This is a genomic window from Kitasatospora sp. CB02891, from assembly GCF_002803145.1.
Lineage (GTDB): Bacteria > Actinomycetota > Actinomycetes > Streptomycetales > Streptomycetaceae > Kitasatospora > Kitasatospora griseola.
The window spans coordinates 82,175-97,664 of record NZ_NNBO01000017.1 but is presented as its reverse complement, the minus strand read 5'-3'; the positions used below and the strand labels follow the sequence as shown (position 1 = coordinate 97,664).

At 74.5% G+C, this 15,490-nt stretch carries 15 protein-coding genes; 5 read left to right on the top strand and 10 right to left on the bottom strand.

Going from position 1 to position 15,490, the window contains the following annotated elements; all coding sequences use genetic code 11:
• Positions 1-149: 149 nt before the first annotated feature.
• On the bottom strand, positions 150-986 hold the full coding sequence (locus tag CG736_RS30285; protein ID WP_100589327.1) for an EamA family transporter: 837 nt from the start codon (positions 984-986) through the stop codon (positions 150-152).
• Positions 987-1,138: 152 nt separating this feature from the next.
• Between CG736_RS30285 and CG736_RS30280 the strand changes: the two genes are divergently transcribed.
• Positions 1,139-1,765: a GNAT family N-acetyltransferase gene (locus CG736_RS30280; RefSeq protein ID WP_100589326.1), complete on the top strand. Its 627-nt coding sequence runs from the start codon at positions 1,139-1,141 to the stop codon at positions 1,763-1,765.
• Positions 1,766-1,810: 45 nt separating this feature from the next.
• On the opposite strand, the gene CG736_RS30275 is transcribed toward CG736_RS30280, so the two are convergent.
• Positions 1,811-3,046 carry an acyl-CoA thioesterase/bile acid-CoA:amino acid N-acyltransferase family protein gene (locus CG736_RS30275; protein ID WP_100589325.1) on the bottom strand — a complete coding sequence of 412 codons (1,236 nt, stop codon included), beginning with the start codon at positions 3,044-3,046 and terminating at the stop codon, positions 1,811-1,813.
• A 298-nt stretch (positions 3,047-3,344) separates the two neighbouring features.
• Between CG736_RS30275 and CG736_RS30270 the strand changes: the two genes are divergently transcribed.
• Both CG736_RS30270 and CG736_RS30265 read left to right on the top strand, forming a co-directional pair.
• A complete protein-coding gene (locus CG736_RS30270; protein WP_369880759.1) occupies positions 3,345-4,187 on the top strand; it encodes an undecaprenyl-diphosphate phosphatase in 843 nt (280 codons plus the stop codon).
• Between the two features lie 165 nt (positions 4,188-4,352).
• The gene (locus tag CG736_RS30265; protein WP_100589323.1) at positions 4,353-4,805 is read left to right on the top strand and encodes a VOC family protein; all 453 of its coding nucleotides are present in this window, start codon (positions 4,353-4,355) and stop codon (positions 4,803-4,805) included.
• A 51-nt stretch (positions 4,806-4,856) separates the two neighbouring features.
• Here CG736_RS30265 and CG736_RS30260 read toward each other — a convergent pair whose 3' ends face one another.
• Positions 4,857-5,837: a helix-turn-helix transcriptional regulator gene (locus CG736_RS30260; RefSeq protein WP_232734288.1), complete on the bottom strand. Its 981-nt coding sequence runs from the start codon at positions 5,835-5,837 to the stop codon at positions 4,857-4,859.
• Positions 5,838-5,924: 87 nt separating this feature from the next.
• On the opposite strand from CG736_RS30260, the gene CG736_RS30255 reads away from it, so the two are divergent.
• Positions 5,925-7,121, top strand: coding sequence for an MFS transporter (locus CG736_RS30255; protein WP_100589321.1), 1,197 nt, complete (start codon positions 5,925-5,927; stop codon positions 7,119-7,121).
• 19 nt (positions 7,122-7,140) lie between these two features.
• Here CG736_RS30255 and CG736_RS30250 read toward each other — a convergent pair whose 3' ends face one another.
• From CG736_RS30250 to CG736_RS30235, 4 genes are all read right to left on the bottom strand, one after another.
• Positions 7,141-7,620, bottom strand: coding sequence for a DUF1877 family protein (locus CG736_RS30250; protein WP_100589320.1), 480 nt, complete (start codon positions 7,618-7,620; stop codon positions 7,141-7,143).
• A gap of 37 nt (positions 7,621-7,657) precedes the next feature.
• Positions 7,658-8,395, bottom strand: a complete 738-nt coding sequence (locus CG736_RS38455) for a DUF1775 domain-containing protein (protein WP_100589319.1) — start codon at positions 8,393-8,395, stop codon at positions 7,658-7,660.
• Between the two features lie 10 nt (positions 8,396-8,405).
• A complete protein-coding gene (locus tag CG736_RS30240) occupies positions 8,406-9,833 on the bottom strand; it encodes a hypothetical protein (RefSeq protein WP_100589318.1) in 1,428 nt (475 codons plus the stop codon).
• Between the two features lie 271 nt (positions 9,834-10,104).
• Positions 10,105-11,571, bottom strand: coding sequence for a hypothetical protein (locus CG736_RS30235; protein WP_100589317.1), 1,467 nt, complete (start codon positions 11,569-11,571; stop codon positions 10,105-10,107).
• Between the two features lie 417 nt (positions 11,572-11,988).
• Here CG736_RS30235 and CG736_RS30230 point away from each other — a divergent pair, with 417 nt between their 5' ends.
• Complete coding sequence (locus CG736_RS30230) at positions 11,989-13,149, top strand: aminoglycoside phosphotransferase family protein (RefSeq protein WP_232734278.1); 1,161 nt, start codon at positions 11,989-11,991, stop codon at positions 13,147-13,149.
• Between the two features lie 15 nt (positions 13,150-13,164).
• Here the strand turns inward: CG736_RS30230 and CG736_RS30225 are convergent, their stop codons facing one another.
• The 3 genes from CG736_RS30225 to CG736_RS30220 are packed head-to-tail and all read right to left on the bottom strand — an operon-like array spanning position 13,165 to position 14,948.
• Positions 13,165-14,310 carry an acyl-CoA dehydrogenase family protein gene (locus CG736_RS30225; RefSeq protein ID WP_100589316.1) on the bottom strand — a complete coding sequence of 382 codons (1,146 nt, stop codon included), beginning with the start codon at positions 14,308-14,310 and terminating at the stop codon, positions 13,165-13,167.
• 57 nt (positions 14,311-14,367) lie between these two features.
• Positions 14,368-14,448 (bottom strand): putative leader peptide, encoded by an 81-nt coding sequence (locus tag CG736_RS39055; RefSeq protein WP_363478054.1) that lies wholly within the window; start codon positions 14,446-14,448, stop codon positions 14,368-14,370.
• Between the two features lie 5 nt (positions 14,449-14,453).
• Complete coding sequence (locus tag CG736_RS30220) at positions 14,454-14,948, bottom strand: hypothetical protein (protein WP_043908989.1); 495 nt, start codon at positions 14,946-14,948, stop codon at positions 14,454-14,456.
• Positions 14,949-15,490 lie beyond the last annotated feature (542 nt).

Sequence of the window (15,490 nt, the reverse complement as noted above, 5' to 3'; positions counted from 1 at the left end):
CCCCAGTACCTCCCGGGCCGAGCTGCGATCAAGCAACGGAGGGCCACTCCGAACGCAGCCTCGGCCCCCACCCCCCGACTCGCGGCACGCCGGTCCCGGCCGCAGCCGGCCGGCTGAGCTCCGCACCGGAGCCGAAATCGCGCGCCCATTCACACCAGCGCCAGCAGGCCGACCGCGAGGGCGGCGGTGCCGAGGCCGGCGAGTTGGGTGCGGTGGATGCGTTCGGAGAGGACGGCGCGGGCGAGGAGGACGGTGCCGGCCGGGTAGAGGGCGGTGATGACGGCCACGACGGTGAGGTCGCCGGTGCGGGCGGCCAGGAGGAAGAGGACGCTGGCGGTCGAGTCGAGCACTCCGGCTGCTGCCGCCAGGCGGTACGCGGGGCGTTCGGGACCGAGCCGGCGGCTCCAGATCGCGGCGGCGGTCAGGGTGAGTGCGGAGGTGACGGTCCGTCCGACGATCAGTGGGGCGATGCCGCTGCCGGTGGGGGCCTGGTGGAGGCAGACCAGCTGGACGGCGATCGCGGCGCCCGCCCCGAATGCGAGCAGCAACGCGGTCCGGGAGACCCGGGCCCGGCCGTCCGCCGTGCCCGCGCTGACCAGCACCACGGCCGCCAGGGCCAAGGGCAGGCCCAGCAGCCCGGCGGCGCCGAGGTGTTCACCCTGCAGCAGGCCGACGGCGACCGGCAGTACCGCCGACACCAGGGCGGTCACCGGGGACAGCACGTTCATCGGGCCGATCGCCAGCGTGCGGTACAGCAGCGCGAAGGCCGCCGCCGAGGCCGCGCCGGACGCCGCGCCCCAGCCGATCGCCGCCGCGTCGAACGTCGCGCCGAGCAACGGCCACATCGCCAGCTCGACCAGCAGACTGGCGGGGGCGGCGATCAGCACGGTGCGCAGCACGTGCGCCCGGCGCGAGCCGAGGCCGCCGAGGAAATCGGCGCAGCCGTAGGCGAGCGAACTGCCGAGGGCCAGCAGCAGAGCGATCATGGCATTTCCCAACCGTGGAGCGGAACACCGGAACGGTACAGCAGACTGTACGCAGCAGACCAACACACTGATCGCTCGAACTGTTCCGCCCCGCCCGCACGCAGCCGGAAAACACTTGCCGCACCTCGCGCCCGACTGCTCTGCTCACCCCCATGAACCCAACGAACCCCGCCAATCCTGCGAACCCCGCCAACCCCACGGACATCAGGCTGCGCACCGACCGACTCACCCTGCGCCGCCTCTCCCCCGCCGACCTCCCGGCCGTCACCGCGCTGTGCGGCGACCCGCAGGTGATGCGGCACCTGGAGGACGGCCGCCCGATGCCCCCGGCGCAGGTCGCCGACGAGGTGCTCCCGGCGGTGCTGCGCGAGTACGAGCGGCTGCCGGCCGGTCTCGGCTGCTGGGCGATGGCCACCGATGAGGAGCCGTTCCTCGGCTGGGCCGCGCTGCGTCCGGCGCACTCGGTGGGATTGGAGACCGGCCCGGCCGGCGGGCTGGAGGTCGGGTACCGGCTGCTGCCCGCCGCCTGGGGGCGGGGGTACGCGAGCGAGGCGGCCGTCGCTCTGGTGGGTGCGGCGTTCGACGAGTTGGGGGCGGAGCGGGTGGTGGGCACCACCATGGCGGTGAACTCCGCGTCCCGCCGGGTGCTGGAGCGGGCCGGACTGCGCCACGTCCGGACGTTCTTCGAGGACTGGCCGGACCCGATCCCGGGCAGCGAGAACGGCGACGTGGTGTACGAGCTGACCCGCGCCGAGTGGGCGGCCCGGGACGTCGGCTGACGGGCCGTCGAAGCGTCAACCGCCGCCAACCGCCGTCAACCGCTGTCAACTGTCCAGGAACGACAGGAACTTCGGCCAGGCGTCCAGGTGCGCGGCCTCGTTCGCGGCGGCGTCGCCGCCCAGGTCGAGCGGGGAGCCGATGAGCGGGGTGGCGGTGCTCCCGGCGGGCAGGTACGGGAGGCCGGCGACCGCGTGTCCGGCGCCGGGGTAGAGCAGGGCCTGCCGGTTCGGCGCGGCGGCGGCGGGGGTGCCGATCTGCCGGGCCCAGCGCGGCGCGGGCCAGAGCCGGTCGTTCTCGCCGGCGACGGCCAGGATGGACGCGGGGATCCGGTCCAGCGCGATCGGCCCGGTCGGGACGGGTGCGCCGTTCTCGGTCCAGGCCGTCCCGTCCGGCAGGCCGCCGTTGATCTCGGCGGACGGCGCGAACACCACCACCCGCCGCACCAGATCGGGCAGTTGGGCGGCGACCAGCAGGGCGAGCTCACTGCCGCGCGAGTTGCCCTCGATGGCGATGCCGGTGGCGCCCGTCCGCTCGGCGAGCAGCCGGGCCGCACCGACCGTGTACTCGACGGGGACGTTCTGCAGGGTGGGCGGCAGTCCGGACAGGCCGAAGTAGGCGATGGACAGCGCGGGGTGGCCGTGCGAGGCGAGCAGCGCGGCGGCGTCGACGCCCGAGTTGCCGCCCTCGGAGCCGCCGAACAGCAGGACCGGGGTCTTGGCGGGCGTCCCGGCGGGCGGCAGGAAGAGGGTGCCGCGCACGTGGTCGGTGTCGAGGTTCAGCTCGGCGTGGGTGACGCCGGCGACCGTCCACCGGCGGGTCACGGTGTGCTCGGCGGCGGCCAGGCCGTCGGCGGTGGCGGTGATCCGGACCGGGAAGTCGGGGGCGGTGACGGGCGACGGGGGGCTGAACACCGTGTTGACGCTGCCGTTGGTCGGGAGCATCGACCAGAACAGGCCCATCCCGTCGGCCTGGCGGTAGGAGCCGCTGATCGGCGCGTCCCGGTCGAGGCTGACCGTGCCGTTGTGGTCCGCGCGGTAGACACCCGTGGACTTCCAGCCGATGCCGAGGAGGTCCTCGGCCTCGGCGGTGACGGTCACCTCCTGGCCCTGCCGCAGACCGGCCAGCACCAGGTGCACGGGCCGGTCGACCAGCGCGTCATTCTCGTCGGCGGTGATCACCAGGTGGTGCCGACCCGATCCCGACGTGCAGCCGGCCGAGCCGATGAGCAGCAGCGCGGCCAAGGCGGCGGAGCGCAGCGCGCGGCGGGTTGTCCAGACCATTCCATCCCCCTGTGTCGCCGAGCATTCTGCACCCGGCGGGAGCCGCGATCAACCGTGCCGGTCCCGAACTTCCGGTCCTGGAGCGGAGGTTGGACGCCCGAACGGTCCTGCGCAATTCGCCGCCCGAAACGCATGGAAATATTCACATATGCCCGGTTGCGAACTCCGCGACACCTGGAGCCCCTATCATGCGGCCACGCCGGACCGAGCCCCCGAGCCGCCGCCGGACCACCCCACGAGCGAACAGGACTGACGCCATGCTGAACCATCGAGCGATATCCGCGGGGGTTGTCCGGTGATCGACTGGTTCCACGGGGCCGTGCTCGGCCTGGTACAGGGCCTGACCGAGTTCCTGCCGGTCTCCTCCAGCGCGCACCTGCGGGTGTTCTCCGCCCTCGCCGGCTGGGACGACCCGGGCGCGGCGTTCACGGCGGTGACGCAGTTGGGCACCGAGTCCGCGGTGCTGATCTACTTCCGCCGCGACATCGGCGCGATCATCAAGGCCTGGACGCTGTCGCTGTTCAAGGCGGAGTGGCGGAGCGACCGGAACGCGAAGCTCGGCTGGTACGTGATCGTCGGCACGCTGCCGATCGGCATCATCGGCAAGCTGTTCCAGGACACCATCGAGACCACCCTGCGCGATCTGCGCCTGATCGGCACCACGCTGATCGTGTTCGGCCTGATCCTCGCCGTCGCCGACCGCTCGCGCGCCGTCCGCAACGCCCGCCCGATCAGCTCGCTGACCTTCCCGCACGCCCTGATCTACGGCGCGGCCCAGTCGCTGGCGCTGATCCCGGGCGTCTCCCGCTCCGGCGGCACCATCAGCGCCGGCCTGTTCCTCGGCTACAGCCGCGAAGCGGCCGCCCGCTACTCGTTCCTGCTGGCCATCCCGGCGGTGCTCGCCTCCGGCGCCCTCGAACTCTTCAAGATCGGCGAAGGCCCGGCCCCGGCCTGGGGTCCGACCATCCTGGCCACCCTGATCGCCTTCGCGGTCGGCTACGCGGCCATCGCCTGGTTCCTGAAGTACATCTCGAACAACAGCTTCATGCCGTTCGTGATCTACCGCGTCCTGCTCGGCGTCACCATCATCGGCCTGGTCACCGCCGGCGTCCTCGCCCCGGACGCGGGCGCGGTGCACTGACCGCCGCCACCCCGGAAAGGGCGGGCCCCGGAACCTCCGGACGGCCCGCCCTTTTTCGTGCGCGCCCGCGCCCTGCTTCACGCCCCCGGAGCCGTTCCGACGCGACACGCCGACCCCACCGGCATCCTTTGTGAATCGATCAAACGTACGATTAGATGCCATGCCATGACACTCGCTTGGAAACTGATCGTGGACAGCGCCAACGCCTCCACCATCGCCGAGTTCTGGGCCGCCGCCCTTGAGTACGAGGTCGAGGACCCCACCGCGCTGATCGACTCGCTGCTCGCCGCCGGCCGCCTCCCCGCCGCCGCCGTTCTCGAACACCCGGACGGGCGCAAGGAGTTCCGCGGATACGCGGCCGTCCGCCACCCCGAGGACCCCTACGACCCGCTGAGCGGCATCGGCAAGGGCCGTCGCATCCTGTTCCAGGACGTGCCCGAGCCCAAGGCCGGCAAGAACCGGCTGCACCTCGACGTCCACTCCGACGGCCGGCTCGACGCCACCGTGGACCGGCTGGAGTCCCTCGGCGCCACCCGCGTCAAGGAGCACGACCAGGGTCCGATCGGCCACTGGTGGGTGATGCTCGACCCGGAGGGCAACGAGTTCTGCGTCGCCTGACCGGCCGTCACACCGTCAGTGGGCGGACCGCCACGACAGGCCGACGGCGCGTCACAGTTCGGGCGCGCCGTCGGTGAGGTGGTCGCCGAGCGGGGTGCGGTGGTAGAGGACGCGGCGGCCGAGCCGGGTGCGGTCGACCAGGCCGGTGTCCCGCAGGACGGCCAGGTGGCCGCCGACCGTGCCCACCGACTGGCCCATCAGGGCGGCGAGTTCGCTGGTGGTGGCGGGGACGTCGAGATGGCGGAGGATCACCGCGCGGCCCGCGCCGACCAGCCGGGCGAGGGCCCGGTCGCCGCCGGACGCGGGGCTTGCGACGCCCGTCCCGCGGGCCGGGTAGACCAGTGCGTGCGGCCGGCCGGGCGCGTGGCACAGCCAGGAGCTGCGGCGGGCGCTGACCGGGACGAACAGCATGCCGTCCGCGCCGACCACCCGGTCCGGGCCGGGCTGGTCGCTGAACCGGATGGCGTCCGCGCCGACCCACGCGCTGCGACGGTTCATCAGGTGCAGGGCCCGCGGCCAGCCGTGCGCGGCCAGCAACCCGGCCCGGTGGGTGACGTCGCGCTGCAGGACGGCCCGGCGGGCCGGCCAGTCGGCGGCGACGTGGGTGTCCCAGACATCGCGGAACAGCTCGGCGGCCCGCGCCCCGTGGTCGCGTCCGGTGAACCAGTCCAATTGCCGCCGGTCCTCCCAGCTGTGCGCCACCGACAGCCGCAGGCTCTCCCGCACCGCCTCGTCCGGCACCCGCGCCACCTCGGCGAGTTCGGACTCCAGGGTGGTCTCCATCCCCCCGCCCGGCGGCACCACCAGATGGTCCGGCAGGTACTTGGTGGCCGAGATCAGTCCGACCAGCCCCCGCGCGTACGGGTCCGTCCGCAGCCGGTCGTGGAACGCCACCCGGTGCCGGGCATGCCACTGCGGATGCCACGAATCGGCTGCGGGCCGGGCGAGTTGGACGATCGTCGCGAGCGTCTCGGCGAACGGCGACAGGGCGAACCGGGAGCGCGACAACGCCAGCGAGTCCAGTCTCAGCATCACCACGACGAAGTCCGCCCCTCCTCCAGGTTTCGGTGAACGGCGAAACGATAGAGCCCCGGCGGCGCACCCTCGCACACTCTGCGGATGCTTCCACCACTCCTTCACCACTCCGGTTTCCGCCGGTTCTTCACCGGCCGCGCGATCTCGCTGTTCGGCAGCGCGATGGCGCCGGTCGCGCTGGCGTTCGCGGTGCTCGACGGCTCCGGCCGGGCCGCCGACCTGGGCGTCGTGCTCGCCCTGCGGACGCTCCCCATGTTGGCGTTCCTGCTGCTGGGCGGCGCGATCGCCGACCGCCTGCCGCGCCGCACCGTCCTGCTCACCACCCACCTCGGGGCCGGCCTCACCCAGGGCGCGGTCGCGGCCCTGCTGCTGACCGGCCACTACGCACTCGGCCCGATCGCCGCCCTGGAGTTCCTCAACGGCCTGCTCACGGCCTTCACCTCGCCCGCCCTGGTCGGCGTCCTGCCCGAGCTCGTCTCCCGCGAGCAACTGCGCCCCGCCAACGCCCTGTTGGGCATCGCCGCGAACGGCAGCAAAGTGTTCGGCCCGGCCCTGGCCGGACTGCTGGTGGCGAGCGCGGGCGCCGGCTGGGCGGTGGCCGTCGACGCGCTCAGCTACCTACCGGCCGCACTCTGCCTGGCCCGGCTGCCCGCCGGCCGGATCCGCAGCCAACGCGCCGCCCTGCTACCGGAGTTGCGCGAAGGCTGGACGGCGTTCCGGCGCACCCGGTGGATCTGGTGGACGACCTGGTCCTACTGCGCGACCAATCTGCTGCTCACCGGGCCCTGGCAGATCCTCGGCCCTCAGCTCTCCGGCCCCGCCCTCTGGGGCACCCTGCTCGGCGCCCGGGGCGCCGGCCTGCTGCTGGCCGGCGCCGCGCTCTACCGGCTGGCCCTGCCCCGCCTGCTCGCCGCCGGTCAACTCGCGGGCCTGGCACTCCCGTTGCCCCTGCTCGCCCTCGGCCTGCACGCCACCGTCCCGTGGCTGGTCGCCGCCGCCCTCGTCGCCGGCCTCGGCAGTGCGCTCGCCGCCACCGCCTGGGACACCTCGCTCCAGGAACACCTGCCGGCCGACGTGCTCTCCCGGGTCGCCTCCCACGCCGACGTCTTCTCCTACCTCGCCATCCCCCTGGGCCAGTTGGCCTGCGGCCCGCTCGCCGCCCACTACGGCCCGCACACCGTCGCCGCCGTCACCGCCCTCGCCCAGGCCGCCCTGACGCTGCTCCCGCTCCTCGCCCCGTCCGTCCGCACCCTCCCGCACGGCCGACCGGCCGTGGCCTGACCCGCCGCCGGCCGGAGCGTCACGCGTACCGGATCAGCAGGCCGTGGCGGTAGCGGGCGGTCCGGGCGAGGAACGTGCGCGGGGCGGCGTACTCGGCGGCGAGGTGGTCGAGCGCGTGCGGGTCGTCGCCCCCGAGCGCGTGCGGGTCGAGGTCGGCGGCCAGGACGTCGAACGGAAGGTCGGCCAACCGGCGTTCGACAGCCGCGACCTGCTCGGGCGTGAGGAGGCGGGGCGGGCCGTAGCCCCAGCCCTCCGCGCCGGGGAGCGGCCGGTCGCCGTGGACGAGGTCGGCGGGAAGGTCGCGGCGGCCAAGCAGCACGGCCGACTCGTCCCAGGCCGGCCCGGTCTCGTGGAGGCGCCGCTCGGAGGGCGCGCGCAGCTCTTCCCGCTCCGCCAGCCCGTCCCTGAACTCCTCGCCCCAGCCCGGCCGTTCGACGGCGCGGGCGAGGTCGGCGGCGGAGAGCCGGAGGAAGCTGCCGAGGATGCTCGTGCCCGGCATCCTGGCAGCCGTCTGCGACAGCAGCGGCTGGGACGGCCTAGCGGGGGGAGCGGCCGGAGCGCCCCGAGCGGCGGCGCACCAGCAGGGCGACCAGCGTGCCGATCACTGCGACGGCGATCAGGCCGCCGAGGACGATCGTCGTGGTGCTCTCGCCGTTGTCGTCGTCGGCCTTCTCGGTGCTGCCGGACGGCGTGGGCGACGGCGGGGCGCTGGCGGTGAGGGTGGCGGAGACCGAGGCGGCGGGGGCCGGGGCCGAGGGCGCCGCGGCGGCGGGCAGCGCGGTGGCGCCGGCCGCGGCCGGGCGCAGCGCGAGGACGGGCGCGGGGTGTTCCGGCTTGGCGTCGCCCTGCGGGGTCTCGATCCACCGGTCGGTGTGACCGTCGGAGTAGTCGACCAGGGTCTTGAACACCACCGAAGTGGTGGACGGAAGTTGACGGACCTTCACGCTGTACTCGGCGGCCGTGCCGGGCGCGAGGGCCGGGCCGGCGACCGTCCAGCCGTCGGCGGTGGGAGTGAAGGCCCAGCCGTCGGGGGTCTTGTCGGGCGTGATGTCGGCGGGGGCGAGCCCGGCGGGCAGCGTGACCTTGACGTCCGTGATGCCCGCCGTGGAGGACTCGCCCTCGGCGGAGAAGGTGACGGTGGCATCGACGGCGAGCGCCTGCGCGGTCGAGGAGTTGACCTCGACGTGCGCGGCGGCGGGGCCGGCCGCCCCGAGGACCACCCCCAGGCTGAGGAGGGCGGTAAGGGCGTGGCGAGGCGCTCGCGGTCGCTGCATGGGCGTGACTCTACCGGTCGCGGGCCGTCAAGCGGCCCCGAACGGCGGCGTGGACCTCGGCTTCTTCGGCCGGGTCGGCGGCCAGTCGGCGCAGGCGTTCGAGAACGCGGGCGTCGCCCGTGGTGATGACATGGGTGGCGGCGAGCTCCCGGGTGGACTCCTCGCAGTCCCACAGGCACTCGACCGCGGGCCCCTCCCCGAAGTACGGGTCGGTGACGGCCAGGGCCTGGGCGGCCCGGCCGCGCAGCTCCGAGGAGACCGCTTCGCCGTAGACGTGCCGCAGGGCGGGCACCGCGGCGTGGGCGCGCAGTCGGCCGATGCCGTCGACGAGGCTGCCGAGGCCGGTGCCGGTGACGCCGTTCAGGGAGATCCATTGATGGAGTGCGGCGACCACCAGCGGGGCGTCGCAGGCTTCGCCCGCGTCGGCGAGGAGGCGGACGGCGGCTTGGCCGAGGGCGCTGTCGGCACTGCCGGTCGCCGGGTCGGCCCAGCGGCGGGCGTGCGTGAGCGCCTCGGGACCTCGCATCCGGCCGAGCAGTTCCAGCGCGGTGGCGACGATCCGGTGGTCCAGGTCGGCGGCGGCGGCCTCGATGTGCTCGGCGGCGGCCGGGTCGCGCTGCTCGACCAGGTACCGCAGCGCGGTGCAGCGGGCGCCGGCCGGGCCGCCGGCGGCGGCCTCGTGCAGCAGCGGCGCGTCCTCGGGCCGGACCACGGCGGTCAGGCAGCGGGCGGCCGCGGCGGCGCGCCTGGCGAGCGCGCCGGGCTCGCGGCCCTCGCCCTGATCGGCCCAGGCCAGCACGTCGGCGGTGGACCAACCGGGCGTGACGCCTTGGCGGTTGAGCTGTCGCTGCCACAGGTCGAACGGCGACTGCTCGCTCGCGGTGGCGACCCGCGGGTGGTGGACGGCCCACAGCCGCCACACCCGCGGCTCGTACGCGGCGCGGATGGCTTCGCGCAGTTCGGCGTCGCCCTCCGGATCGGCCGGGAAGCGGCGCAGGACGGCCGGGGCGAGGGCGAGCAGGGCCTCGTCGGAGTCGCGCAGGGCGAGCTCGTCGAGGGCCCAGGCCCAGTTGGTCCCGGTGGTGGTGTAGGCGCGCAGCAGGTCGAGGGCGTCGCGGCGGCCGTAGCCGGCGAGGTGGCCGAGTACGGCCAGGGCGAGGCCGGTGCGGGCCTCGTCGGTGTCGGTGGCGTCCTCGGGGGAGGTGAGGTGGAGTTCGAGGCCGGTGAGGGGGGCCTCCAACTCCATGTAGAGCCGGGCGTAGTACAGGGAACGGTTCTCGACCTGCCAGTCGGCGCGAGGGTCGTTGGTCACGCAGCTCTCGACGGCGGCGATCGCCTCGTCGCGGTCTGCGGCCAACGCATGCAGCTGCCCGTCTCCGCGGCCTCTCTGGAGGAGGCCGAGTAGGCTGGCGCTGGGCGCTATCACTGGCTCGAACATGAGGTCAGCATCCGTTGCGGCGGTCGTCAAGGCAACGGGATTTCCGTCGCCGGGGTCGGTTGGCACAGCTCAGGCGCCCGGGCGCCGGAATCACCGAAGGTTACCGCCTGGGGGGCCGATCCGCACACAGGGCAACGGATTTCCGCAGGTACGGGCCTGCGGGGAGCGGCTCGGCCCGCGCGGAACCGGATCCGTCCGTACCGGATCGACCGGTTCCGGACGCCCGACCCGGCGCCGCGCGGGCCCGCCGCCGGGAGCGGCTCGGCGTGGCTCAGATCGGCCGGGGCTCGCGGGGCGCGGGCAGTGCGGCGCGGATCCGTTCGCGCAGCTCGGCGACGGCCGGCCGGTCCTGGTGGCGGGCGGAGAGCCGGTCCATCGCGCGCAGCCGGTCCCAGGTGCGCCTGGAGGAGGTCTGGTCGATCCCGTCGAGGACGCGGCCGGCCTGCGCCACGGCCGCGTCCGGCTCGTCGGCGATCCAGTGCACGGAGGCGAGGGTGATCCGGTCGAGCAGGGCGGAGCGTTCCCGGCCGCTCTTCTGCCGCAGCCGGATGGCCTGCCGGGCGTGGTGGGCGGCCAACGGGACGGCGGCGGCGTCGTGTTCGGCGAGGGTGCGGTGGACCAGGGCCTGCATGCCGTGCAGTTCGGCCTCGTCGAACAGCTGCATCCAGCTGGGAGTGGGCCCGTCGGCGTCCTGGACGAACAGCTGCTCGGCCTCGCCCAGGGCCCGGTGGGTGGCGTCGGAGCGGCCGAGCGAGGCCTGCGCCCAGGCTTCGACGGTGCACAGCATGGCGCGGGTGCGGGGCAGTGCGCCGTCGGCGGGGCGGGTGCCGGCCCGGGCCAGCTGCATGAGTTCGAGGGCGTCGTCGGCGCGGCCCAGGTGGAGCATCTGGCGGGCGGCGCGGGAGACCGCCTCGGCCGCCCGGGGGCGGTCGCCGGCCTCCCGGGCGGCCTGCGCGGCGATCACGAAGTAGCGCTGGGCGGTGGGTTCGAGGCCGACGTCGTGGGACATCCAGCCGACCAGCACGGCGAGGTTGGCGGCGACCGTCCAGAGCCGGCGTTCCAGGGCGACGGGGTGGCGGTGCGCGAGCAGCCCGCCGACCTCGTTGAGTTGGCCGACCACGGCCTTGCGCTGGAGGCCGCCGCCGCGGGAGGCGTCCCAGGCCCGGAACACCTCGACCGAGCGTTCGAGGGCGGCGACCTCCTCGTTGCCGACCGGGCCCGGTGCGTTGACGTCGGCCACCATGCCCGCGGCCGGGAGGCGGCGGGGACCGGGGCGGGCGGCGGCGGTGCCGCCGGTGAGCCAGTCGTGCAGGTTGTCGGCGATGACCGCGCCCGCTGCGAGGGCGGCGGAGGCGCCGACCAGTCCGCGTCTGTTCAGCATGAGGTCCATTCCCGTGAACTCGGTGAGGACCGCGGCCGTCCGATCCGGTGCCCCGGGCTCCGTCGGCGGCGCTGCCGTGTTGGCGGACCTGGCGGGTCGGTGCCGTTCGAGACCTAGGTCCTCGGTGGTGACGACACGGCCGAGCCGCTCGGTGAACACGGCCGCCAGCACCCTCGGCACCGGGTCGCGCGGGATCTCTCCCTGCTCGATCCAGCGCCGGACCCGGGAGGTGTCGGTGGACAGCTGCTGCTCGCCCAGTGCCGCACCCCGCCGGTTGACCAGCCGTGCCAATTCGCCCTTCGACCAGCCGGTCAGTGCGAAATGGTCGGCCAACCTGCTGTTCGGCCCCCTGCTCAAATGAGCCCCCAGGTTCATCGGCTGAGCCCGACCCTAATCGTTCTGTCACATGCCAAGCGACCATTCGCCAGGGTTCGCCAGGGTGCGCTATGTGGTGTGCCAGTGCCGATCGGGTGTCAGGTAGGAATGCGCCACCCCGACTTCGCGTCGGAACGGCCCCCGACCGGCCCGGATGTCGACCCTACGGCCCGTCAGGAGCCGTTCCCGACCGACTGGTTCAGGGGGTGGCGCGACCGGGTGGCGCGGGGGCTCCGGGCACGGCACGGACGGTCGGATCGGACGCATTTCCCCAGGGTGCGGACGGTTCGGCGGGCCTGCTCCGCGCCCGGTGCCCGCGCCCCGCCCGACGGCCCGGTCCCAGCCCGCCCGGGCCTCGTGAAGCTTTGCCGCCGGTCAAGGAAGGACCCTCACCCGCCCATGTACTCCACAGCCAGTACCGGTACTCGCCCGACCGCCCCGATCGGGGTGGACGGCGCGGTCGCGCGCCCTCAACGCTCCGGTCTGCGCCCCCCGACCGCAGGCGCGGGCCGTCCCGCGCAGCGCGCCGTGGAGCTGCGCGACCCGCGCGGGCGCACCACCCTGGTGACCCGCCCGATGCCGGAGCAGGCGGGCCGGTTCGGCCGTCCGGTGCCCGGGCGGGGCGCGGAGGCGTTCGTGGACCGGGTGGATCCGGCCGCGCTGCAGACCCCGGCGGTGCGTGCGGTGCTCGCCAACGTCGCGCGGATATGTCCGGCGTTCCTCCCCCGGCAGGTGCTGCGGGAGGGCAGTCGGCACGTCCTGGTCGCGGGCACCATCGGCCGGGCCCCGGTGGTGGCCAAGTGCCTGGCGCCGGCGGCGCTTCGCGGTCCGCAGGCGGCGCAGCTGGTGGACCGGTTCCACCACGAGGTGGCGGTGTACCGGGCGTTCGTGCGGCACCGTCCGCCGGTGCGGATGCCGCGGCTGGTGGCGGCGGACCACGACCGCTGCGTGCTGGTGCTGGAGCGGGTCCCGGGCCGTCCGGCGGCCCGCGAGCGGCACCCGGCGAACGCGCCGACCCCGGGCGAGGTGCGGGCGGTGCTCGGCGCGGTGCGCACACTGAACCTGTGGCGCCCGCCGACGGACGTGTTCGACCAGCCGCTGGACTACCAGACGGAGATCGCCCGCTTCCACTCGCTGGGCCTGCTCACCGACCGGGACGCGGGCGACCTGCGCGCCCTGCTGCACGGCCTGGCCGCGGTGCCGCGGCAGCTGTGCCACGGCGACGCGCTGCTGGGGAACATGCTGCTGGCGCCGTCCGGCCCGGTGCTGCTCGACTGGGAGCAGGCCGGCTGGTACCTGCCGGGCTACGACCTGGCGGTGCTGTGGAGCGTGCTGTCGGGCGACACCGCGGCCCGCCGGCAGATCAGCCAACTCGCCCAGTCCGGCGGCACGCTGGCCCGGGACGCGTTCCTGGTCAACCTGACGCTGGTGCTGATGCGGGAGCTGCGCATCCACGACCTCCCGGGGGCGGGCGAGGAGCAGCGGATCATGATCCGCCGGCTGTACGACGACGCGTCGCTGGCCCGCCGCGCGGTCCGCGCGGCGGTCGGCACCCGCTGATCCCCCGGCGGATCGTCAACTGCCCAGCAGTGCTTGGCCGAGGGCGTCCAGGACGGCGTCCTCGGCGGGCAGCTGGGTGCGCAGGCTGAGGGTGTCGCGCAGGTGGCGCTCCAGCGGGTGGCGGCGGTCGAGGCCGGCGCTGCCGGTGAGGGTGAGCGCCTGCTGGACGGTGTCGGCGGCAGTGCGGGCCGCCAACAGCTGGACGGTGGGGGCCCGTTCGGCGGCGGCCGGGTCGGCGTCGGTGCGGGCGGCGAGGCCGTGCACGAGTTCCTCGGCGCCGGTGAGCCGGGCGTCGAGTTCGCCGACCGGGCGGCGGTGCGCGGCGGTGCCGCGCAGGCGGCCGGCGGACCAGTCGAGGGCGGCCCGGGCGGTGCCCAGCAGGACGGCGGTGAGGGCGAGTTGACGCCAGGCGGCGGTCAGCGGGTGGGCCGCCGCCACCGGGGTGCGGGACAGCAGGGCGGCGTCGGTGCCGACCCGGGCCCCGTCCAGCAGGACGTCGTGTCCGGCGGCGGCGCGCAGGCCGAGCTGGTCCGCGGCGGGGTCGATCTCCAGCCCGACGCTGTCGGCGCGGACCAGGAACAGCCCGGTACGGGGCTGCTGCTCCTCGGTGCGGGCTTCGACTGCGAGCCAGGCGAGGGCCTCGGCGCCGGCGCAGTGCGCGGCGCGGCCGGTGAGCTGCCAGGCGTCTCCGTGCCAGTGGGCGGTGACGGCGGGCGGCCGGCCGGTTCCGGCCCGCAGGGTGCCGACCAGCGCGGGGCCGCGGCGGGATTCGGTGAGCAGCCGCCGGTAGAGCGCGGCGGGCCAGGGCGCGGTGCGGGCCTGTTCGGCGTGGTGCAGCAGGGTGTGGGCGGTGAGCAGCGCGACGGAGGCGTCGCCGCGGCCGAGCCGGCTCAACACCCGTACGGTGTCGGCGAGTCCGGCGCCGGGCCCGCCGTAGCGCTGGCCGACCGTCAGGGTGAGCAGGCCGGCTTCGTGGACGGTTTCGACGCCCTGGTACGGGAAGGTGCCGTCGCGGTCGTGTTCGGCGGCGCGGGCGGCGAGCAGGTCGACCACCCGGGGCAGCCGGTCGAGGGCCCGGTCGAGCGCGGTGGCCGACTCGTGGGGGTCCCGCTCGACGACGGGTGCGGTGACGGCGGGGCTGTGCGCGGGGGTGCGGGGCATGGCGGCGTTCCTCCGGGCTGGCGTGGTCGGTCGGGCGGTCCTGGACTCCGGGGTGGGTCAGGACGCCGGACAGGTCGCGCCGGCGGTGCGCCGGAGGTCCACGTGCAGGCGGCGGGTGAGCAGCAGTGGCCGGGGCATCGCGCCTAGTCCTGCTGGAACATCTCCGCCGGAAGCGGCTTCAGGAGTTGGTAGAGGTCGTCCGAAATCGGTCGGTCCCAGGAGGCGATGGTGACCTGGACGTCGTCGCTGCGCCCGAACTGGGAGCAGTACAGGCGCCCTTCGCTGACCTTGACTTTCCGGACGATCAGCAGGTCGTCGCCGAGCATGACCGGGAAGTCCTCGGCGGAGACGAATTCCACCGGCTCGTCGTTCTCCAGGGCGGCGAGCAGCTGGCGGACCTCGAAGGGCACGCCGTCCTCGCTGTCGCGGGCGGGCGACCCCTGCGGGACGTTGCCGATCAGCATGGCCGGGCCGCGGCCGCCGAGCAGGTCGTAGCGCAGGAAAATGCCTTGGCAGGAGCCGTCCGGAGCGGCCATGATCATGGCCCCGAACAGGCCGGGCCAGTCGCCCGGATCCATGGCCAGGACGTCGAAGTCCGGGCCGGCGGGCTGTCCGGAGCGACGGCGGAGAAATGACATGGGCCCATCGTACGTGCCCGGTGGGCCGGGGCCGGTGAGTGGGTCCGCGATCAGGCCGGGATCTACGCTCAGGGACCAATGTTGACTCTGAGCAACCGTCCGGGCTACGTTCGGTTCAGCACGACGGCCGCTCCGGGCGAGATCCACAGGGTGCGGCTTGTCGCAGCGTGCCCTGCGCGCGTTCCCTCACTGCGCACACGGTCGTGTGAACTCAGGTTGTGTGAACTCACAAGCACCATTTGCTGATTCAATGGGACTTCGCCCTTGCGGGAGCCTGCGGACGCCGCGGCGGTCGTGAGCGGCGAACGGCCCTGTCGAAGCGGCACACAAAGCCATATGGAACACCGAGCCAGGTCCGCGGGGCCCTTCTGCCGTCGCGTTCGCGGACCTTGCCCGGATCACCGCCGCGTGGGGGCGTGCGGAATCCGGGTCTCGGCCTGTTCGGGGAGTAGCTCTTCCCGGTCGGGCCCGCTCCCGTCGCGACGGCAGCCGCACTCTGTGCGGTCAAGGGTGGGAGGGCCCGTCATCGGCGCCGGTGACGG